This window comes from Pseudomonas sp. GD04058, assembly GCF_029836855.1.
Taxonomy (GTDB): Bacteria; Pseudomonadota; Gammaproteobacteria; order Pseudomonadales; family Pseudomonadaceae; genus Aquipseudomonas; species Aquipseudomonas bharatica.
In genome coordinates, this window is sequence record NZ_JAOECN010000018.1 from 52,963 (window position 1) to 72,766 (window position 19,804).

General features: G+C 64.6%; 15 protein-coding genes. 8 read left to right on the forward strand and 7 right to left on the reverse strand.

Annotated features, from left to right (window positions below; all coding sequences use genetic code 11):
• The first annotated feature begins 101 nt into the window (after positions 1-101).
• Positions 102-2,048 (forward strand): BCCT family transporter, encoded by a 1,947-nt coding sequence (locus tag N7650_RS16230; protein ID WP_279899138.1) that lies wholly within the window; start codon positions 102-104, stop codon positions 2,046-2,048.
• Positions 2,049-2,180: 132 nt separating this feature from the next.
• Here the strand turns inward: N7650_RS16230 and N7650_RS16235 are convergent, their stop codons facing one another.
• Positions 2,181-3,503 (reverse strand): CapA family protein, encoded by a 1,323-nt coding sequence (locus N7650_RS16235; RefSeq protein WP_279899094.1) that lies wholly within the window; start codon positions 3,501-3,503, stop codon positions 2,181-2,183.
• A 252-nt stretch (positions 3,504-3,755) separates the two neighbouring features.
• On the opposite strand from N7650_RS16235, the gene N7650_RS16240 reads away from it, so the two are divergent.
• From N7650_RS16240 to N7650_RS16260, 5 genes are all read left to right on the forward strand, one after another.
• Complete coding sequence (locus N7650_RS16240; RefSeq protein WP_051032679.1) at positions 3,756-5,618, forward strand: DUF1302 domain-containing protein; 1,863 nt, start codon at positions 3,756-3,758, stop codon at positions 5,616-5,618.
• A 24-nt stretch (positions 5,619-5,642) separates the two neighbouring features.
• A complete protein-coding gene (locus N7650_RS16245; protein WP_009396901.1) occupies positions 5,643-7,004 on the forward strand; it encodes a DUF1329 domain-containing protein in 1,362 nt (453 codons plus the stop codon).
• Positions 7,005-7,087: 83 nt separating this feature from the next.
• Entirely contained in the window at positions 7,088-8,008 is a 921-nt protein-coding gene (locus tag N7650_RS16250) for a LysR substrate-binding domain-containing protein (protein ID WP_279899095.1), read from the forward strand.
• A gap of 78 nt (positions 8,009-8,086) precedes the next feature.
• Positions 8,087-9,364, forward strand: coding sequence for an MFS transporter (locus N7650_RS16255; protein ID WP_279899097.1), 1,278 nt, complete (start codon positions 8,087-8,089; stop codon positions 9,362-9,364).
• Positions 9,365-9,462: 98 nt separating this feature from the next.
• Positions 9,463-10,545, forward strand: a complete 1,083-nt coding sequence (locus N7650_RS16260) for a M14 family metallopeptidase (protein WP_279899099.1) — start codon at positions 9,463-9,465, stop codon at positions 10,543-10,545.
• Here N7650_RS16260 and N7650_RS16265 read toward each other — a convergent pair.
• The 4 genes from N7650_RS16265 to N7650_RS16280 form a co-directional block, all read right to left on the reverse strand.
• The gene (locus N7650_RS16265; protein WP_279899100.1) at positions 10,538-12,097 is read right to left on the reverse strand and encodes a sensor domain-containing diguanylate cyclase; all 1,560 of its coding nucleotides are present in this window, start codon (positions 12,095-12,097) and stop codon (positions 10,538-10,540) included. The two genes, N7650_RS16260 and N7650_RS16265, sit on opposite strands and share 8 nt — an antisense overlap.
• A 169-nt stretch (positions 12,098-12,266) precedes the next feature.
• Positions 12,267-13,442, reverse strand: a complete 1,176-nt coding sequence (choV, locus tag N7650_RS16270; protein ID WP_009396907.1) for a choline ABC transporter ATP-binding protein — start codon at positions 13,440-13,442, stop codon at positions 12,267-12,269.
• Positions 13,439-14,287: a choline ABC transporter permease subunit gene (gene choW, locus N7650_RS16275; RefSeq protein ID WP_170395228.1), complete on the reverse strand. Its 849-nt coding sequence runs from the start codon at positions 14,285-14,287 to the stop codon at positions 13,439-13,441. The genes choV and choW overlap by 4 nt, the downstream gene beginning before the upstream one ends.
• Positions 14,288-14,353: 66 nt before the next feature.
• Entirely contained in the window at positions 14,354-15,301 is a 948-nt protein-coding gene (locus N7650_RS16280; protein ID WP_009396909.1) for a choline ABC transporter substrate-binding protein, read from the reverse strand.
• A gap of 446 nt (positions 15,302-15,747) precedes the next feature.
• Between N7650_RS16280 and N7650_RS16285 the strand changes: the two genes are divergently transcribed.
• Positions 15,748-17,124 (forward strand): L-serine ammonia-lyase, encoded by a 1,377-nt coding sequence (locus N7650_RS16285; protein ID WP_064301218.1) that lies wholly within the window; start codon positions 15,748-15,750, stop codon positions 17,122-17,124.
• A 398-nt stretch (positions 17,125-17,522) separates the two neighbouring features.
• Positions 17,523-18,626, forward strand: a complete 1,104-nt coding sequence (locus tag N7650_RS16290; RefSeq protein WP_009396911.1) for a GlxA family transcriptional regulator — start codon at positions 17,523-17,525, stop codon at positions 18,624-18,626.
• Between the two features lie 117 nt (positions 18,627-18,743).
• Here the strand turns inward: N7650_RS16290 and N7650_RS16295 are convergent, their stop codons facing one another.
• Both N7650_RS16295 and N7650_RS16300 read right to left on the reverse strand, forming a co-directional pair.
• On the reverse strand, positions 18,744-19,004 hold the full coding sequence (locus N7650_RS16295) for a hypothetical protein (RefSeq protein WP_009396912.1): 261 nt from the start codon (positions 19,002-19,004) through the stop codon (positions 18,744-18,746).
• Between the two features lie 317 nt (positions 19,005-19,321).
• Positions 19,322-19,792, reverse strand: a complete 471-nt coding sequence (locus tag N7650_RS16300; RefSeq protein WP_279899105.1) for a thioesterase family protein — start codon at positions 19,790-19,792, stop codon at positions 19,322-19,324.
• Positions 19,793-19,804 lie beyond the last annotated feature (12 nt).

Consider the following 19,804-nt stretch of genomic DNA (forward strand, 5'->3'; position numbering starts at 1 on the left):
TCGTTGTCCCTTTTTCCTACGCACCGCCTTGGAGCATCCGTGCAATGAGTTCTGCCTCCCTGATCAAGACCCCCGCCGAGAGGGTCCGGGTCAACAGCGTGGTGTTTTTCACCTCGACGCTGCTGATCCTTTGCTTGACCGCCTTGCTTATCGCTGCCCCTGAAACCGCCGGCCGTGTGCTCGGCCAGGCCCAGGCCTGGTTGTCGCGCAGCTTTGGCTGGTACTACATGCTGGTGATCGGTGGTTACCTGCTGTTCGTCATCGCCATCGCCTTTTCCCGCTACGGCAAGCTCAAGCTCGGCGGCAAGGACGACAAGCCGGACTTCAGCTATGGCGCCTGGGCCGGCATGCTGTTTTCCTCGGGCATCGGTATCTCGCTGCTGTACTTCGGCGCCTCCGAACCGCTGGACCATTACTTCAATCCGCCCGAAGGCGCGCCGGCCAGCCTGCAATCGGCCCGCGAAGGCCTGCAGCTGACCTTCCTGCACTGGGGCCTGCATGGCTGGGCGATCTATGCCCTGGTCGGCCTGGCCGTAGCTTACTTCGCCTACCGCCACAACCAGCCGCTGGCCCTGCGCTCGGCGCTTTACCCGCTGCTGGGCGAGCGCTGGGTCAAGGGTGCCGCCGGCCACACGGTGGACATCTTCGGCATGTTCGTGACCCTGCTGGGCCTGGTGACCAACCTCGGCATCGGTTCGATGCAGGTGTCTTCCGGGCTGGAATACCTGTTCGGCATGGAGCACAACAACACCAACCTGCTGATCGTGATCCTGGTGATGAGCACCGTTGCCACCATCGCCGCGGTATCCGGGGTGGAAAACGGCATTCGCCGCCTGTCCAACCTGAACATCATCCTGTTCAGCGGCCTGCTGCTGTTCGTTCTGCTCAACGGCCCGACCCTGCACCTGCTCAACGGCTTCGTGCAGAACATCGGTGACTACCTCAATGGCGTGGTCCTCAAGACCTTCGACCTCTATGTCTACGAAGGCGACGGCGCCAAGTCCGAGCGCTGGCTGGGCCTGTGGACCGTGTTCTATTGGGCCTGGTGGATTTCCTGGGGCCCGTTCGTCGGCATGTTCATTGCGCGGATTTCCCGCGGCCGCACCGTCAGCGAGCTGGTCGCCGGCGTGCTCCTGATTCCGCTGGGCTTCACCCTGGCCTGGCTGTCGATCTTCGGCAACACCGCGCTGGACCTGGTGATCAACCAGGGGGCCGTGGAGCTCGGCCGCACGGCACTGGAACAGCCGTCGATGTCGATCTACCAACTGCTGGAGCACTTCCCGGCGGCGAAGATCGTCGTGGGCGTGGCGGTCTTCGTCGGCTTCGTGCTGTTCCTTACCCCGGCCGACTCCGGCGCGGTGATGATGGCCAACCTCTCGTGCAAGGGCGGCAGCGTCGATGAAGACGCGCCGCACTGGCTGCGCATCCTTTGGTCCGTGATCATCACGGTGGTCACCGTCGGTCTGCTCTTTGCCGGCAACTTCGAAGCCATGCAGACCATGGTGGTGCTGGCCGGTCTGCCGTTCTCGGTGGTGCTGGTGGTGTTCATGGTCGGCCTGTACAAGGCGATGAAGCAGGACAGCCAGATCGAGCAGGAGCAGGCCGAGCTGGCCGCCCGCGGCCGGCGTGGTTTCAGCGAGCGCCTGAGCCAGCTGGACCTGCAACCGACCCAGTCGATCGTCCAGCGCTTCATGGACAAGCAGGTCAGCCCGGCGCTCAGGGAAGCCGCCGAGCAGCTCAAGGCCATGGGCCTGGACGTGCAGACCCGCCTCGGTCAATCGCGCTCGGCCATGGGCCTGCGCATCGAGATGGAAGAAGGCAATCCGTTCGTCTATGAAGTCAGCCTGGACGGCTACCTGGCCGCGCCGAGCGAGGCGCCGGTGGAAGGTGAAAGCGAAGTGCGCCAGCGCTTCTATCGCGCCGAGGTCTACCTGCACAACGGCAGCCAGGAATACGACCTGATGGGCTTCACCCCGGACCAGATCACCCGGGATGTGCTGGATCAGTTCGAGAGTCACCGGCAGTTGTTGGGGCGGGTGTATAGCTGATGTGAAGAAAGGGCCGGTTCAGGCCCTTTCTTTTTTGTTGTTGCTGCTGGCCCTATCGCTGGCAAGCCAGCTCCCACAGACCCTGTGGGAGCTGGCTTGCCAGCGATAGGGCCGATGAATCCAGAACATCTTTCACAGCAGTACGCGGGCTATGTCTCCCTGAATCTCCAATCGGGTTTCATAGCCACGGGACAGCGCCGCAAACCGCTCCAGGATCCCCCGCGCCTGCTCCCCCTGCGCCAGCCGCGGCCGCCCCCGGCGGTGGATCGCCTCGCCGAGCCCCAGGCTCACCGGATGCAACTCGATCCCGGTCAGCGTCCGCCCGTCGAAGGTACACACTGGTACCACCGTCTCCCAGAACCGCGCATCCGACGGAAAACTCCGGCTGTCATTCCGCGTGCGCTGCAGGAAAACTTTCGACGGCGTCTGCTGGCGGTCGACCCGGAACTGGTCGTAGCTGTCCACCGGCAGGCGTTCCACCAGCTCGTTCTGGCCGATGAAATTGCCCAGGCTGTAGAAGATCGGCTTGCCCTGGTACAGCTCCATGCCCCGCAGCAGATGCGGGCCGTGCCCGACCACGATGTCCACGCCGGCATCGATCAGCCGGCGCGCCACCGGCTGGATGAATTCCGCCGGGGTTTCCAGGTCCCATTCGCCTTGTTCGTTGTAGCCCAGCTCATGGGCGTGCAGGCTGACCATGACGATATCCGAGGTCAGCCGCGCTTCCTCGACCCAGCGCAGGATGCCGTCCACATCCTTTTTCCGCGCTAGGGTACGCAGGCGGGTGCGTGCGCCTTCGCGGAACAGCAGCGGGGTGAACGGGCCGAAGACCTGCAGCGACGGATCCGGCAGGGGATGGGCAAAACCCAGGTCCACCGCGCCCTGGTAGAGCTTGTCCAGGCCCAGGTCGGCGACCAGCCGGCGCACCTGCTCCATCTGCTCGTTGCTCACTTCGTGCAGGGTGTCGTAGCCCAGCGGATTGAGGCCAGGTCGCCCGGGCATGTCGCGGCTCTGGTCGCTGGCTTCCTGCCCCTTGCCGTAGGTGGAACTGCACGCCAGCAAGGCCACGGTGCCGGCTGGCCTGGTGCAGTACACCGGGCGTCGCGCCTCTTCGAGGTTGCGCCCGGTCCCGGCGAACAGCAACTCGCGCTTGTGCAACTGCTCGTGGGCCGCGTGCAGCCCGCTGATGCCGTAGTCGAGGCTGTGGTTGTTGGCGGTGGAAAACAGGTCGAAGCCGCCCTCGACCAACTCGTCCAGGACCCAGGCCGGCGCACCGAAATGCGAACCGCCGCTTTCCAGCGCCGGGTCGCCGGCGAAGTCGTTGGGCAGCACTTCCAGGTTGGTGAAGCTGACGTCGGCCGCGCGGATCAGGTCGAACAGCGGGCTCAGGGTCTGGTCGGCATGGCTGTGCAGGCGGCGCTGCAGGATGCTGTCGCCGGTCAGGGCAATCTTCATGGAGAAATCTCGATGGGGAACGAACCTGCCGACTCTAGGCCAGGCCCTGCGCTGCTCCGTACTGAATCCTCTGCATCCCCATAGCCTGCGGTTATCGGTGCCGGATCACCCGCGCATTTGGCTATGGGCATCACTTTTTTTCAGAGGTCGCGGGTGTGACTCGCTGCTTACCATGCATCCCGCCCGGCGCCAGGCAGTGCGGCGTCCGGAGGATGGCTTTCACATGAACAGCAGTTCAAGGCGCAGAGCACCATGAAAAGAACAACAGACACCATCGCCGGCATCCGGCCCCGTGCAGTGCCCTTGGCCGTCAGCCTGGCACTCGGCGCCGCAAGCGCCCAGGCCGCCACGTTCAACATTGGGGAAATCGAGGGTCGTTTCGATTCGACCCTGTCCATCGGCGCCAGTTGGGCCATGGCCAATCCAGACCGCGCCTTCATCGGCAGCCGCAACGGCGGCAGCGCTTCCACCCAGACCTCGGACGACGGCCGGCTGAATTTCAAGAAGGGCGAAACCTTCTCGAAGATCTTCAAGGGCATCCACGACCTGGAGCTCAAGTACGGCGACAGCGGCGTGTTCCTGCGCGGCAAGTACTGGTACGACTTCGAGCTCAAGGACGAACACCGCCCGCTGTACGATATCGACGATAGCCACACCGACAACGCTGCCAGGTCCTCGGGCGTGCAGTTGCTGGACGCCTTCGTCTACCACAACTACAGCATCGGCGACCTGCCCGGCACGGCCCGGGCCGGCCGCCAGGTGGTGAGCTGGGGCGAAAGCACGTTCATCCAGAACGGCATCAACAGCATCAACCCGGTGGACGTCTCGGCCCTGCGCCGCCCGGGCTCCGAGGTCAAGGAAGCGCTGATCCCGGTGAGCATGCTGTATTTCAACCAGGGCCTGACCGATGGCCTGTCGATCGAGGCCTTCTATCAGTTGAAGTGGGAGAAGAGCGTTGCCGACAACTGCGGCACTTTCTTCAGCAGCGATGTGGCGGCCAAGGGTTGCGATATCAACATGGCGATCAATGGCAGCGACTTCGATCGCGATATCGACGGTACGGGCGTGCTCGGCGGCTACGGCTACGTGCCGCGCCTGTCCGACAAGGATGCGCGCGATGGTGGTCAGTTCGGCGTGGCCCTGCGCTGGATGGTGCCGGAGCTGAACGACACCGAGTTCGGCTTCTATGCCATGAACTACCACAGCCGCACCCCGACCAGCACCTGGACGGTCGGGCGCGGTGCGCTGGTCGATCCGGTAGGCGGCCTGGCCGGGCGCGGCGGTGCCAGCACTGCGCGCTATTACCTGGAATACCCGGAAGACATCCGCCTTTACGGCCTGAGCTTCAGTACCACGCTGGGCGCCACGGCGGTGGCCGGGGAAATCAGCTACCGGCCGAACATGCCGATGTCGCTCAACGCCAGCGACGTATCGGCGGCCGCGACCCTCGGTGCAGCCGCCACCAGCCCGCTGGTCAACGCCGGCCTGCCGATCTTCGACAGCGGCTTCGCCAGTTCCGCCTATGGTTCGCAGATCAACGGCTACGTGCGCAAGCCGTTCACCCAGGCCCAGGTGACCTTCACCCGCACCATTGACCAGTTGACCTTCATCGGCGCCGACCGCCTGACCCTGGTCGGCGAGATCGGCTACAGCCATATCGCCGATCTTGGCCCCACCGATGGTTCCGACCTGCGTTTCGGCCGCAGCAGCGTCTACGGCAATGGCCAACTGGCCAATGCCGGCACGGCGCCGCTGCTCGGCGGGATCTCCGGCAATGCCCTGTGCACGCGCACGGCCAACCCGGTCAACCCCGACCAATGCACCAGCAAGGGCTTCTACACCGCCAACTCCTGGGGCTACCGCCTGCGCGCCGGTCTGGAATATGCCGACCTGATCGGTGGCGTGGTGCTGCGCCCGAACCTGTCCTTCGCCCATGACGTCGAGGGCTTCGGCCCGACCTTCAACGAAGGCGACAAGTCGGTCAGCGTCGGCCTCGATGCCGAGTACCTGACCCGCTACAACCTGAGCGTCAGTTACACCGACTACTTCGGCGGCGACTTCAACACCAATACCGACCGCGATTTCCTCGCCGTCAGCCTCGGCGTCAGCTTCTGACGCCCCCTGTTTCTGGAGCACAGCATGAATCGCAAAGCGTTGATCCGCAGCAGTTGCCTGGCCCTGGGCCTGCTGGCCAGCCAGGTGATGGCCGCAGTGTCCGAGCAGGATGCCGCGCGCCTGGGCAAGGACCTCACGCCCATCGGGGCCGAGAAGGCCGGCAACGCCGACGGCAACATCCCGGCCTGGAGCGGCGGCCTGCCCGCCAGCACCGGCGCGGTGGATGCCGGCGGTTTTGTCCCCGACCCCTATGCCAATGAAAAACCGCTGTTCGTTATCACCGCGCAGAATGCCGCGCAGTACCAGGCGCGCCTGACACCGGGCCAGTTGGCGATGCTCAAGCGCTTCCCCGACACCTACCGCATCCCGGTGTACACCACGCACCGCAGCGTCACCTTGCCGCCGAAAGTGTTCGAGGCGGTGCGCGCCAATGCCACCCGTACCACCCTGGCCGAGGGCGGCAACGGGTTGAAGGACTTCGACATGGCGATCCCGTTCCCGATCCCGCAGAACGGCCTGGAGGTGATCTGGAACCACATCACCCGCTACCGCGGCGTGTCGATCCTGCGCAATACCGCGCAGATGAACCCGCAGGACAACGGTGCCTACACCGTCAGCATGATGAAGGAACAGTTCGCCTTCCCCTTCGGCCTGACGGACTACGACCCGCAGAAGATGCAGAACATCCTGTTCTACTTCCGCCAGGAAGTGCTTTCGCCGCCGCGCCGGGCGGGCAGCGTGATGCTGGTCCTGGAGACCCTCGACCAGGTCGCCGAGCCGCGCATGGCCTGGATGTACAACGCCGGCCAGCGTCGCGTGCGGCGTGCCCCGCAGGTCGGCTACGACAGCCCCGGCGCCGAAGGCATGCGCACCTACGACGACTTCGACATGTTCAACGGCGCGCCGGACCGCTATGACTGGCAACTGGTGGGCAAGAAGGAAATCTACATTCCCTACAACAGCTACGCCCTCGACTCGCCGAAGCTCAAGTACGACGACATCATCCGCCCGGGCCACCTGAACCCCGACCACACCCGCTACGAGCTGCACCGGGTCTGGCATGTGGTTGCCACCCTCAAGCCCGGCAGCCGGCATATCTACAGCAAACGCGACCTGTATATCGACGAGGACAGTTGGCAGATCGCCGAGGCGGACGCCTATGACGGCCGTGGCAACCTGTGGCGGGTTTCCGAAGGGCATGCGCGGTTCTTCTATGACCAGCAGTTCCCCTGGCTGACCGCCGAAACCCACTACGACGTGCTCAGCGGGCGCTACACGGTGTCGGGGCTGCGGAACGAGGAGAAGAAGGGCAGCTACGACTTTTCGCAGAACGCGTCGAGCAAGGACTTCACCCCGAACGCGCTGCGCGCTACAGGGATTCGCTAAGGCGACCGGTGATCGCGGCGGGGCTTGGCTTTGCGCCGCGAACGCTGTTGTATGGCGCCTTTTTCCGTTGTTGGTGAATGCCCATGAAGTTGCATCAACTGCGTGCCATCGTCGCCATTTGCGAAAGTGGCAGCATCCAGGAGGCCTCGCGCCTGCTGCATATTTCCCAGCCGGCCCTGTCCAAGAGCATCAAGGAACTGGAGTCGGAGCTCGGCGTACCGCTGCTGGTGCGCTCCAACCGCGGTATTACCGCCACGTCCTATGGCGAGCACCTGGTGCGCCGCGCGCGCCTGGTGGTGGAGGAAGTGCGCCGTGCCCGGGACGAGATCGAGACCCTCAAGGGCACCATGGACGGCCAGGTGACCATCGGCGTGTCGCCGGTGACGCCCAGCCAGCAATTCGCTGCCTGCATCCTCAGCTACCGCAAGCGCTACCCGAAGGTGCAGTTGCAGATCCATGAGCTGCGTCCGGCCAAGCTCCTCGAAGGGTTGCGCGAGGGCCTGCTGGACCTGGCCCTGACGTCGCACCCGCCGTCGCGCAGTGTCGAGGGCTTCGAGTGGCACGAGCTGTATGCCCAGCCCACCACCCTGGCCGTGCGCAAGGGGCATCCGTTATCGAAGGCCAGGTCGCTGGCCGAGCTGCTGGATCTGGAATGGCTGCTGCCCGATACCCTGGAAAGCTCGCTGGCCGGGCGCATGTTCGAGGAGTGCGGGGTGACCCCGCCGCAGCGCATCCTGGTGTGCGCTTCGGTGGTGCTTTACGCCGAGCTGGCGGCCACCACCGATGCCGTCAGTTCCTGGTCGCGGCGGGTGTTCGACCTGCCGGTGGTGTCGGGCAACCTCGACATGCTGTCGATCGCCGAACGGGTGCCGGGCACCGACATTTCCCTGGTGTGCCGCCCGCCGGAACTGATGACCCGGGAAACCCAGATGATGGTCGATGACATTGTCTACGCCTTCAAGCACCCGAGCACCCTGCGCTCACCCCTCGATAACCAACCCTGATAAGCATGCCGATAGATGATTATCCGTCGCCCGGCGCCTGCGTCATCCTGCCCGCCTGACCCATGGAGGAACCCGTGCATGCTGTTCTCCCGACGTAACCTGGTGCTGGTCCTGCTGATGAGCGTGATGGTCATCAGCGTGCTGGACAAAAGCATCTTCGCCTTCGCCGGCGCGCAGATCATCGACGAACTGAAACTGACCCCGGCCGAGTTCGGCTTCATCGGCAGTGCGTTCTTCTTTCTCTATTCGGTGTCCGGCGTAGCCGTGGGCTTCCTGGCCAACCGCTTTCCCAGCCGCTGGATCCTCGTGGGCATGTCGCTGGTGTGGATGGTGTCGCAGTTGCTGGTCAGCGTCAGCAGCAGCTTCATGGCCCTGGTGATCAGCCGCCTGATGCTCGGTGCCGGCACCGGACCGGGTACGGCGGTGACCCAGCATGCCTGTTTCAAATGGTTTGGCCCGACCGAGCGGGTAATGCCGGCCTCGCTGATCCAGGTGTCGATCATGCTCGGCGCGATCTTCGCGGCGGTCAGCCTGCCGTTCCTGATCGCCCAGGTCGGCTGGCGCCTGGCCTATGCCGGCCTGGCGGTGCTGGGGTTCGCCTGGATGCTGCTGTGGCTGGCGTTCGGGCGCGAAGGCAGCCATGCCGATGCCGCTCGGCAACCGGCAAGCGGGCCGCTTCCCGGTTATCGGCGGCTGCTGCTGAACCGCACCTTCCTCGGCATCACCCTGCTCGGCTTCGTCGGCTACCTGCCCAATGCGCTGATCTACAGCTGGGTGCCGCTGTACCTGCAAAAGGGCCTGGGCATGGCGCCGATGCAGTCGGGCTACACGGTGATGTCGGTGACCCTCGCCGTGATCCTCTGCAACCTCCTGGTGTCGGCCCTGTCCCAGCGCGCGCTGGCCCGGGGCGCCTCGGTGCAGCGGGCGATGGTGGCCTTGCCGCTGGCGTGTTGCCTCGGCGCCGGGCTGGCCTTCGTTGCCCTGACCCAGGCCCACGGCCATCTGCCCGCGACCCTGGCGCTGTATGCCACCGGGGCGGTGCTGATCAACGTGCTGCCGACCTTTGCCAACACCATCGTCGCCTTTATCGCCCCTGATGCCCGGCGCGGCTCGATGCTGTCGATCCATATCGGCGGCCTGACCAGCGCCGGCATGCTCGCGCCCTGGCTGGTGGGGCAGATGGTGGCGGGGCAGGGCGACGATATTGCCCGTGGCTTCGAGCTGTCCCTGGTGCTGATCGGCGTGGCGATTCTCGCGTCCACGGCGCTGGCGTTCTGGCTGGTGCGGCCGCAACGCACCCGCGAGCAGTTGCAGGCGAACGAGCTCCGGATCGAGGCCGCGTTGCAGCCGAACTGATCCCCAGCCTTTCCCGATTCCATTTCCCCGCTTGCGGGCCGGCCTTCACGGGCGGCCTGCGGGCCAGACTCATCCCGCGAAAAGCCCCAGGAGCCGCGATGACCTCCGCTGACTGTTTCTCCCAGACCTACGCCCAGGCACGGCAAACCTTCCTCCAGGCCTGTGCCGCCCTCGACCTGCCCGTGGAGTCCTATACCCATCCGCTGCCCGGCAGTGCCGGCGAGGAACTGGCGGTCGATGTGGCCCGCAGTGGCCCGGCCGATGCAGAACATGTACTGCTGATAACCAGCGGCTGCCACGGGGTCGAAGGCTTTTGCGGCTCCGCCGTGCAGATCGATCTGCTGCGAGATCGCGACTTCCTGCGCCTGGCCGGCGAGGCGCGCTGCGCCGTGGTCTTCGTGCATGCGGCCAATCCCTGGGGCTTTTCCTGGCTACGCCGCTGGACCCACGAAAACGTCGACCTGAACCGCAACTTCCGCGATTTCAGCCAGCCCTGCGCGCCCAACCCGGACTACGCGGCGCTGCACCCGGTGATGATCCCCCGGCAATGGCCGCCGTCGCTGGGCAACCGCCTGCGCCTGCTGTCGAAGCTGGCCAGGCGGGGGCGCAAGCATTTGCAGAAGGCCATTTCCGGCGGGCAATCCAGTCACCCGGACGGGCTGTTCTACACCGGCACCGCGCCTACCTGGAGCAACCGCACCCTGCGCGAAATCCTGCGCCGCCATGGTCGCGCCTGCGCGCACCTGGTGTGGCTGGATATCCACACCGGGCTGGGGCCCAAGGGTTATGGCGAGCGGATCTACTCCGGCCCGGGCGACTCGCCGATGCTGGCACGGGCGCGGCGCTGGTGGGGCGATGCGGTGCGTTCGTCGCAGGACGGCCAGTCGGTTTCGGTGCCGCTGACCGGGCTGATGGTCTATAGCGCCCTGGAGGAATGCGCGCCTGCCGAATTCACCGGGCTGACCCTGGAATACGGCACCCTGCCCGGCGAGCAGGTACTCGACGCCCTGCGCGCCGAACAGTGGCTGCACAACAATCCCCAGGCTGGCGCGGCGCAGCGGCGCAGGATCAAGCAGCAACTGCGGGATGCCTTCTATGTCGATGAGCCGCAATGGAAGGAGGATGTACTGCGCCAGGGCCGTGAAGTGGCACGGCAGGCCCTGGCGGGGCTTGCTAGCTGACCACCCGGTTGCGCCCGCTCTCCTTGGCCCGGTAGAGATTGTCGTCGGCCTGCTTGAGCACCTCGGCAGCGCTGTCGGCTTGCGGGCTGCGACAGGCAACGCCGATGGACAGGGTGATAAAGCCGACGCCAGGGACTTCGCTGGCTTCGACCTGGGCGCGGATGCGTTCGGCGATGGTGCCGGCCTCGGCGAGGCTGGTTTCCGGCAGCAACAGCACGAACTCCTCGCCGCCCGCGCGGCAGGCCAGGTCGCCGGAGCGAGAATGCCCGGCGATGATTGCAGCCACCTGCTTCAGGGCGATGTCGCCGGCGTCGTGACCATAGGTATCGTTGACCCGCTTGAAGAAATCGATATCCAGGGCCAGGGCCGCATAGGGCTGCCCGGACTGGTCCAGCAACTCCAGTGCCGCATCCATGGCCCGGCGATTGGCCAGGCCGGTCATCGGGTCGCTCTGCGCCTCCTCGCTGAGCCGGCCGATCTTGCGGTGCAGTAGCTGCACGCTGGTGATCAGCGCCTGGCGAATGGCCGCCGGCTCCTTGTACCAGGCCTTGATCCGCCCCAGTTCGTCGATGGTCTGCGGCTGCGACAGATGGGTAGCGTTGTCTGCCAGTTGTTGCAGTGGCCGGGTGATCCAGCGCGCGCCGATCCACAACAGCAGCAGGCCGATGATGCTGGCCGGCAGCAGGTCGAGGAACATCGACTGCATCAGCTTGCCAAGGGTGGACAGGGCGATGGCCCGGGGCTGCTGGGCCACTACCGCCCAATCGGCGTTGGCGACCGGTGCGTAGCCCGCCAGCATCGGCACGCCCAGGTAGTTGTCCACGGCCATGCTGCCGCTCTCGCCGCGTAGCGCGGCATCCACCGTGGCGCTGCTCTTGAGCACTTCACCGATGCGTTCGGTGGTGGGGTGATGGAGCAGCCGGCGGTGCTTGTCGGCGACGAAGGCGAAGGTGCCGTCGTGGTGGAAGTGCTGCGAAACCACCGTGCTCAGGGCGCTGTCCTTGCGGATGTACACGGCGCCGCCGACCACGCCGAGGAAGCTGCCGTCGGCGGCGAATACCGGGTGCGAGATGAACACCATGAGGTTGCCGGTAGCGGAGACGTAGGCGTGGCTGATCAGCGGCCGGTGCTGCTCCACTGCGCGGCGGATCTCCTCGGAGTCGAGGTTGCTGCCGGTGGCCAGTACGTTCTCGGGATGGGTATGCAATACCTTGCCACCGGCATCGGTGATGACCACGGTATTGAAGTCTTCGTCCTGGGCTTGCAGGCGGCGGGCTTCGGCGTGAAGCAGGCGTGGGTTGTCGAAGTCTTCGGCCAGTTGCAGGGCGCTGTAGCCAAGGTGCGCATGGGCCGACTTGAGGAAGGCGCCGATGCTGGAGGCAACCTTTGCCGCATAGGCATGGTTGGCTTCCAGGGTGGCGTGGATCAGCGCGTCACGTTGCACGCCGTAGGCCACTACCAGGCTGTTGGCGAGGGTGGCGAGGGCCGAGAAGATGGCGAAGGCCAGCATCAGGAAGCGCAGGTCGAGACGCCGGGTGGTGGGTTTGTTCATCGCGTGCGGGTTGTCCTGGGTGGGGGCACGCGATTGAGGATAGGCTAAATCCTGTGTTGTTCTTCAGGGCCTCATCGCTGGCAAGCCAGCTCCCACAGGTACGGTGTATGCAGTACCTGTGGGAGCTGGCTTGTCGGACCGCCGCACCGCAGCGATGAGGCCACAACGGTCAGCCGTGGTTCTTGCCCAGCAGCGCGTGATACAGCTCGCTGTCGCCGAGGATGCCGACCACCTTGTTGTCATCCTGCAGCACCAGCTTGTTGCCGGTCTGGTAGCGAATCTGCAGCGCATCGCGCATGCCGATGTTGGCGTGCACCAGGGTCGGTTTGCGCCCCAGCGCTTCCACCGATTGCCCCGGCGCCCAGTTCTGCAGGTCGAGGCCGTTGGCGCCCTGGCGCGCGCCCTTGATCACGCCGTCGGCGAGGTCCAGCCAGGAGTCCACGCCCGGGTCGATGCATACCGAGCCGTTGACCCGCTTGCACTGGTCGAGGCTGCGCATCAGGCTGCGGCCGCAGAGCACGTTGAGCGGGTTGGTGTGGGCGACGAAGGTGCGCACATAGTCGTCGGCCGGGTTGAGCACGATCTCTTCCGGCTTGCTGTACTGGATGATCTTGCCGTCTTTCATGATGGCGATGCGGCTGCCCAGTTTCAGCGCTTCGTCGAGGTCGTGGCTGACGAAGACGATGGTCTTGCTCAGTTTGGTCTGCAATTCCAGCAACTCGTCCTGCAGGCCCTGGCGGATCAGCGGGTCGAGGGCCGAGAAGGGTTCGTCCATCAGCAGGATGTCGGCGTCCATGGCCAGCGCACGGGCCAGGCCGACGCGCTGCTGCATGCCGCCGGACAGCTCGTCGGGCTTCTTGTTGCGCCACTGCGCCAGGCCCACCAGTTCCAGCTTCTCGTCTACCAGCTTGCGCCGCTCCTTCTCAGGGCGGCCCTGCATTTCCAGACCGAAGCTGATGTTCTCGCGCACTGTCAGCCAGGGCATCAGGGCGAATTTCTGGAACACCATGGCGATGCGCTTGGTGCGCATCATCTTCAGCTCTGCCGGGGTGCAGTGGGCGATATCGATGTGCGAGCCTTCATGCTCGACGAACAGCTTGCCGCGGCTGACGGTGTTGAGGCCGTTGATGCAGCGCAGCAGGCTCGACTTGCCCGAGCCCGACAGGCCCATCAGCACGCAGATCTCGCCCTTGTTGATATCCAGGTTGGCCTTTTCCACGCCGACCACCAGCCCGGTTTTCTTGAGGATCTGCTCCCGCGAAAGGCCCTGGTCAAGCAGGCTGAGAGCCTCGCGCGGTCGATTGGAGAAAATGACGTCTACGTCTTCGAAGCGAATGATGCTCATGCCTCACCCCTTACCTGTACATCGGGTTGTTTGCAGATACGGTCGAGCATGATTGCCAGCAGGACGATCGCCAGCCCGGCTTCGAAGCCCAGGGCGATATCGGCGGTGTTCAGTGCGTTGACCACGGGTTTGCCCAGGCCGTCGGCACCCACCAGCGCGGCGATCACCACCATCGACAACGACAGCATGATGCACTGGGTGACACCGGCCGCGATGCTCGGCATCGCATGGGGCAGTTCGATACGGGACAGCAGTTGCCGGCGCGAGCAGCCGAAGGCCTTGCCGGCGTCGAGCAGTTCCTGGGGCACGTCGCAGATGCCCAGGTAGGTGAGGCGAATCGGCGCGGCGATGGCGAACACCACCGTGGAGATCAGCCCGGGGACCACGCCCAGCCCGAACAGGGTCAGGGTCGGGATCAGGTAAACGAAGGTGGGGACCGTCTGCATCAGGTCGAGGACCGGGCGCATGGCGGTGTAGAACATCGGCTTGTGCGCGGCGAGGATGCCCAGTGGCACGCCGATGGCCACGCAGACCAGGGTGGCGAACAGCACCTGGGCCAGGGTTTCCATGGTTTCCTGCCAGTACCCCAGGTTGAGGATCAGCAGGAAGGACGCGACGCAGAAGGCGGTGAGCGCCCACTTGCGCTGGATCAGGTGCGCGCCCACCGCGATCAGCCCGATCAGGACGAAGGGATTGAACCAGGTCAGGGCCCCGGTCACGCCGTGGATCATCCATTCCAGCGCCGCGGCAAAGGCATCGAAGTAATTGGCCCCGTGTTGGGTCAGCCATTCAACGAAGGCCGCGATGTGCTGGCCCAAGGGTATTTTTTGATCGATCAGCATGATAGCGAGCGTCCACCTGCAAGGATTCGAAAACTCCCCGCGCCGGTCATGGCCGTCGCGGGGACGTGCTTACTGCGTGAGTTTGGCCTTTGCGGCTTCCAGGCCGGGTTTGCCGTCCACGGTGGTAACACCGGCCAGCCAGGTGTCGAGCACCTGAGGATTTTTCTTCAGCCAGGCTTTCGCCGCGGCGTCGGCTTTCATCTTGTCGTCGAGCACGTTGCCCATCAGCGTGCTTTCCATGTCCAGGGTGAAGGACAGGTTCTTCAGCAACTGGCCGACGTTGGCGCATTCCTGCACGTAGCCTTTGCGGGTGTTGGTGAGGACGGTGGCCTTGCCGAAATCGGGGCCGAAGTAGTCGTCGCCACCGGTGAGGTACTTCATTTTGAAACGGGTATTCATCGGGTGCGGTTCCCAGCCGAGGAACACGATGTTGCCTTCACGTTTTTCCGCCCGGCTGACCTGGGCCAGCATGCCGGCCTCGCTCGACTCCACCACCTTGAAGCCGGCGTCCTTCAGGCCGAAGGCGTTCTTGTCGATCATGCTCTGGATGGTGCGGTTGCCGTCGTTGCCGGGCTCGATGCCATAGATTTTGCCGTCCAGTTCCTTCTTGAATTTGGCGATATCGGCGAAGTCGTGCAGGCCCTTGTCATAGAGCGACTGCGGCACCGCGAGGGTGTACTTGGCGTTCTCCAGGTTGGCGCGGACGGTTTCCACGGTGCCGGCATCGCGGTACTGCTTGATGTCGTTTTCCATGGTCGGCATCCAGTTGCCGAGGAACACGTCCATGTTCTTGCCGTCGGCCAGCGACTTGTAGGTCACCGGGACGGAGATCATGGTGGTGCGGGTCTTGTAGCCGAGGGATTCGAGGACTGCACTGGTCACCGCGGTGGTGACGGTGATGTCGGTCCAGCCGACATCGGAAAAGTTGACCGTGTGACATTGTTCAGGCTCCACGGCCTGGGCCAGCGCCGGAATGCTCAGTAACGCGGCCAGTAACAGCGAGGGTGAACCTTTCATTTACGGACTCCTGAGTGTTTTTGTCGGATGTCCCATGGACCGCCATGCTTTATTGGTGCATCGGTCGGGCCGGCTGCCGGACGACAGCGGGACGAGTGCCGTGCAATCGAGTCGATAACGATCATCTACCAGCGAAAAACAAACGCCTACAGGGTGGGTCGTAACCAGTACAGGCAGGGTCGCTTCCAGTGCCGGTGAGGTCGTTTATGGATTATTCGGCCCGGCGAAACCCCCGTTCAGCCCGTGAGCGACGCGAAAAACGGCGCTTTTCGGCAGCCGCCGGGGGGCGGCGTTGCTGGACAAGAGTGGGTCGGTTGCAGACGACAGGGGCGCCGCCAAAAGCCGGATGATGCGCGAAATCGGCGGATTGCCGCCCCGTCAGCGTAGCAGCTGTGGCGCCCGTGTCCTGGGGGGCGCACACCTGCCCAACCAGGAGGTTCGTGGCCATGGCCATCAGTGTGTTCGACCTGTTCAAGATCGGCGTCGGCCCGTCCAGTTCCCATACCGTCGGGCCCATGCGCGCCGCCGCCCTGTTCGTCCAGGGCCTGCGTGAACGGGGCGAGCTGGAGCGGGTGCGGCGCATCGAAGTACGGCTCTATGGCTCGCTCTCCGCCACCGGTGTCGGCCACGGCAGCGACAACGCGGTAATCATGGGCCTGATGGGCGAATGGCCCGATTCGATCGACCCCTCGACCATCGGCCAGCGCATCGCCGAACTGCGCGAAACAGACACCTTGCAGCTCGATAGCCGGTACCCGGTCGAATTCGTCTGGAGCCGCGACATGCGCCTGCTGGACGAGAACCTGCCCTACCATCCCAATGCCATGACCCTGGTTGCCGAGCACGCCGAAGGCGAGTTGCACAGCGACACCTACTACTCGGTCGGCGGCGGCTTCGTGGTCGATGCGGCGCAGGCGGCGAGCGGCGTACTGGACAGCGACAACACCGTGCTGCCCTACGATTTCAACAGCGCGGCGGAACTGCTCGAGCGCTGCAAGCAAAACGACATGCGCGTGTCGCAATTAATGATGGAAAACGAAAAGGTCTGGCGCAGCGAAGCGGAAATCCGCGCCGGCCTGATGAAGCTCTGGCGCGCCATGCAGGACTGCGTCGAGAACGGCCTGAAATACGAGGGCACGCTGCCCGGCGGGCTCAATGTGAAGCGCCGCGCCGCCAAGCTGCACCGCAGCCTGCTGGAGCTGGGCAAGCCCAATGTGATCGGCTCGACCCTGAGCGCCATGGAGTGGGTTAACCTCTATGCCCTGGCGGTCAACGAAGAGAATGCCGCCGGCGGGCGCATGGTCACCGCACCCACCAATGGCGCGGCCGGGATCATTCCGGCGGTGCTGCACTACTACATGCGCTTCAGCGACAAGGTCAGTGAAGCCTGCGTGGTCGACTTCTTCCTCGGGGCGGCGGCGGTGGGCATCCTGTGCAAGAAGAATGCGTCCATCTCCGGTGCCGAAGTGGGCTGCCAGGGCGAAGTCGGCTCGGCCTGCGCCATGGCTGCGGCAGGGCTGGCCGAGGTGCTCGGGGCGACGCCGGAGCAGTTGGAAAACGCTGCGGAAATCGGCCTGGAGCACAACCTCGGGCTGACCTGCGACCCGGTCGGCGGGCTGGTCCAGGTGCCGTGCATCGAGCGCAACGCGATCGCTGCGGTCAAGGCGATCAATGCGGCGCAGATGGCCCTGCGCGGCGACGGCGATCACTTCATCTCGCTGGACCGGGTGATCCGCACCATGCGCGACACCGGCGCCGACATGCACGACAAGTACAAGGAAACCTCCCGCGGCGGCCTGGCGGTCAGCGCCATCGAGTGCTGATCCCGCTGCGCACTTTTCGCACATCCCTTCGAGCCCACGCCGCTTTTTGGCGCGTGGGCTCAGACGCTTCTCATACCGCCTGTCACCATTTCCCACACTACTTGCGGTGACACTACCGGGTGTCGTTTCTGGGCATCCCGTATCAGGGTGCTACCGAACTGCTCACGAAACATTCCGACATGCTTTGGCCCGCGCCTTTCCGCGCAGATTTCATATTGATACAAAGCGCTTTTTAGACAGGTCGCGAGGTCGCTTTCAGGATTTATTGAATAGCCATTCAATTTCAGGCACGGCATTTGCGAGAGCAAAGCCATGCCCTGCAATCGAGTCGACAGGGTGCATAACAACAATGAGCCCACGCCTGGGGCGCAACCTGCTTTGTGTGAGGAGAGATCGCGATGACGTCTTACAATGCCGGGACCCAATCCCAGACCCGCGCACCCCAATCCATCGGCTTCCTGCTGCTGGACAACTTCACCCTTATCTCCCTCGCCTCCGCCGTGGAGCCGCTGCGCATGGCCAACCAGCTGTCCGGCCGCGAGCTGTACCGCTGGCACACCCTGAGCGTGGACGGCGGCCAGGTCTGGGCCAGCGACGGCCTGCAGATCACCCCGGACGCAGCCATGCACAAGGCACCACCGATGGATACCGTGATCGTCTGCGGCGGCATCGGCATCCAGCGCACCGTGACCCGTGAACATGTGACCTGGCTGCAGGGCCAGGCCCGTCAGTCGCGGCGTCTTGGCGCGGTGTGCACCGGTAGCTGGGCACTGGCCTGTGCCGGGCTGCTCGATGGTTTCGATTGCAGCGTCCACTGGGAATGCCTGGCGGCGATGCAGGAAGCTTTCCCGCGGGTGAGCATGAGCACCCGCCTGTTCACCCTCGACCGCAACCGTTTCACCAGTTCTGGCGGCACCGCGCCGCTGGACATGATGCTGCACCTGATCAGCCGCGACCACGGTCGCGAGCTGTCGGCGGCGATCTCGGAAATGTTCGTCTACGAGCGCATCCGCAACGAGCAGGATCACCAGCGCGTGCCGCTCAAGCACATGCTTGGTACCAACCAGCCGAAGCTGCAGGAAATCGTCGCGCTGATGGAAGCCAACCTGGAAGAGCCGATCGACCTGGACGAACTGGCGGTCTACGTGTCGGTTTCGCGCCGGCAGCTCGAACGGTTGTTCCAGAAGTACCTGCACTGCTCGCCGTCGCGCTACTACCTGAAGCTGCGCCTGATCCGTGCGCGGCAACTGCTCAAGCAGACGCCGATGTCGATCATCGAAGTGGCCTCGGTGTGTGGCTTCGTTTCGACCCCGCACTTCTCCAAGTGCTACCGCGAGTACTTCGGCATTCCGCCGCGGGATGAGCGTGTCGGCTCGAATACCGCGCAGCAGGTGGCGATGATGCCGATTCCGCAGGCGCTGGTGCTGTCGCCGATGGCAGGGCCGATGGCGGCATTGAGCCAGGCGCGCAACGAATCGACGTTTGCCAGTGTGAGGTTGTGATCGGGGGTTTGTGCTGGATGTGAGGGCCTCATCGCCGGCAACGCCGGCTCCCACAAGGTCAGGCGGTGTACGCGCACCCTGTGGGAGCCGGCGTTGCCGGCGATGAGGCCCTTGAGGTCACTGATGAGTGGCCTTGAACTCGGCCAGCGCAGGCAACAACTGCTTTTCGATCGCCTGGCGCACTGCCGGCAGGATGGTCGCGCTGCCGGTGTACATCTGCTCCACCATGCCCTTCAACGCCTTGGCCTGCGGTGCGCTCAAGCCGCGTACCGCATGCTCGCAGGCCTGCTCCGCACTGACCCCGGACGGCGTCTCGAAGCCCAGGGCGCGCAGGTGGCCTACCAGGTCTTCCTGATCAATCAAATCCGCATGCATCATGGCTATTGTCCTTGTGGCATTTAGAAGTCGTGGTCCGATTCTGGAAGCGCCCGGCAGAGCGGGCAAGGACAGATTGTCGCGATGGCCGCTTTACCTATGAACAGGTCGTTTTCGGCAAAATCGGCGGTAACGGGAGTGTGCACACTGGAGTCATGCACAGGTCGAGGGCGGTTTGGTCACCGCCCTTCTGGCACGGTAGGTTGCTCGCTCTTTGCCCCGGCTGCGTCACGGCTTGCCGGGGCAGTTTTTTGTCCATCGAAAAAGCGACGCGGACCCTGTGGGAGCTGGCTTGCCAGCGATGAGGCCCGCAAAAGCAACTATTTCGGCAGGCCGATCACCCGCCCGACAAACGCCGGCACCGGCAAATCCTCCTGTTCCACCACGATCCCCTGCAATCGCTCCAGCACCGCCGCCTCGAACGGCGCCGACTTCGGCCCCGCCAGGTCCACATGCAGCAGCATCTGCTCGCTTGCCGCCAGCGCCTCGGCAAACCCTTCCCGGTGCAGGCTGTGATACAGGTGCACGCGCTTGCGGTCATGGCCGATCACCTGGGTCTGCACCGTCACCTCCGTGCCCAGCTTGACCTCGTGCAGGTAATTCAGATGGCACTCCAGGGTAAACAGCGAATGCCCGGTGGCCTCGCGGTTGTCGCCGTCCAGTCCGATGCATTCCATGAACGCATCGGTGGCATAGCTGAAGATCAGCAGGTAGAAGGCATCGCGCAGATGCCCGTTGTAATCGACCCAGTCCGGCAGCACGGGGGTCCGGTAGGTGGTTAGCGCAGGCATCGCGGTTCTCCG

What these genes read in the sequence shown, in the direction of transcription:
- N7650_RS16300 (WP_279899105.1), bottom strand. Translation starts at nt 19,792, where the DNA reads ATGCCTGCGCTAACCACCTACCGGACCCCCGTGCTGCCGGACTGGGTC.
- N7650_RS16280 (WP_009396909.1), bottom strand. Translation starts at nt 15,301, where the DNA reads ATGAAAGGTTCACCCTCGCTGTTACTGGCCGCGTTACTGAGCATTCCG.
- N7650_RS16250 (WP_279899095.1), top strand. Translation starts at nt 7,088, where the DNA reads ATGAAGTTGCATCAACTGCGTGCCATCGTCGCCATTTGCGAAAGTGGC.
- N7650_RS16290 (WP_009396911.1), top strand. Translation starts at nt 17,523, where the DNA reads ATGACGTCTTACAATGCCGGGACCCAATCCCAGACCCGCGCACCCCAA.
- N7650_RS16235 (WP_279899094.1), bottom strand. Translation starts at nt 3,503, where the DNA reads ATGAAGATTGCCCTGACCGGCGACAGCATCCTGCAGCGCCGCCTGCAC.
- N7650_RS16245 (WP_009396901.1), top strand. Translation starts at nt 5,643, where the DNA reads ATGAATCGCAAAGCGTTGATCCGCAGCAGTTGCCTGGCCCTGGGCCTG.
- N7650_RS16260 (WP_279899099.1), top strand. Translation starts at nt 9,463, where the DNA reads ATGACCTCCGCTGACTGTTTCTCCCAGACCTACGCCCAGGCACGGCAA.
- choV (WP_009396907.1), bottom strand. Translation starts at nt 13,442, where the DNA reads ATGAGCATCATTCGCTTCGAAGACGTAGACGTCATTTTCTCCAATCGA.
- N7650_RS16255 (WP_279899097.1), top strand. Translation starts at nt 8,087, where the DNA reads ATGCTGTTCTCCCGACGTAACCTGGTGCTGGTCCTGCTGATGAGCGTG.
- N7650_RS16295 (WP_009396912.1), bottom strand. Translation starts at nt 19,004, where the DNA reads ATGATGCATGCGGATTTGATTGATCAGGAAGACCTGGTAGGCCACCTG.
- N7650_RS16265 (WP_279899100.1), bottom strand. Translation starts at nt 12,097, where the DNA reads ATGAACAAACCCACCACCCGGCGTCTCGACCTGCGCTTCCTGATGCTG.
- N7650_RS16285 (WP_064301218.1), top strand. Translation starts at nt 15,748, where the DNA reads ATGGCCATCAGTGTGTTCGACCTGTTCAAGATCGGCGTCGGCCCGTCC.
- N7650_RS16240 (WP_051032679.1), top strand. Translation starts at nt 3,756, where the DNA reads ATGAAAAGAACAACAGACACCATCGCCGGCATCCGGCCCCGTGCAGTG.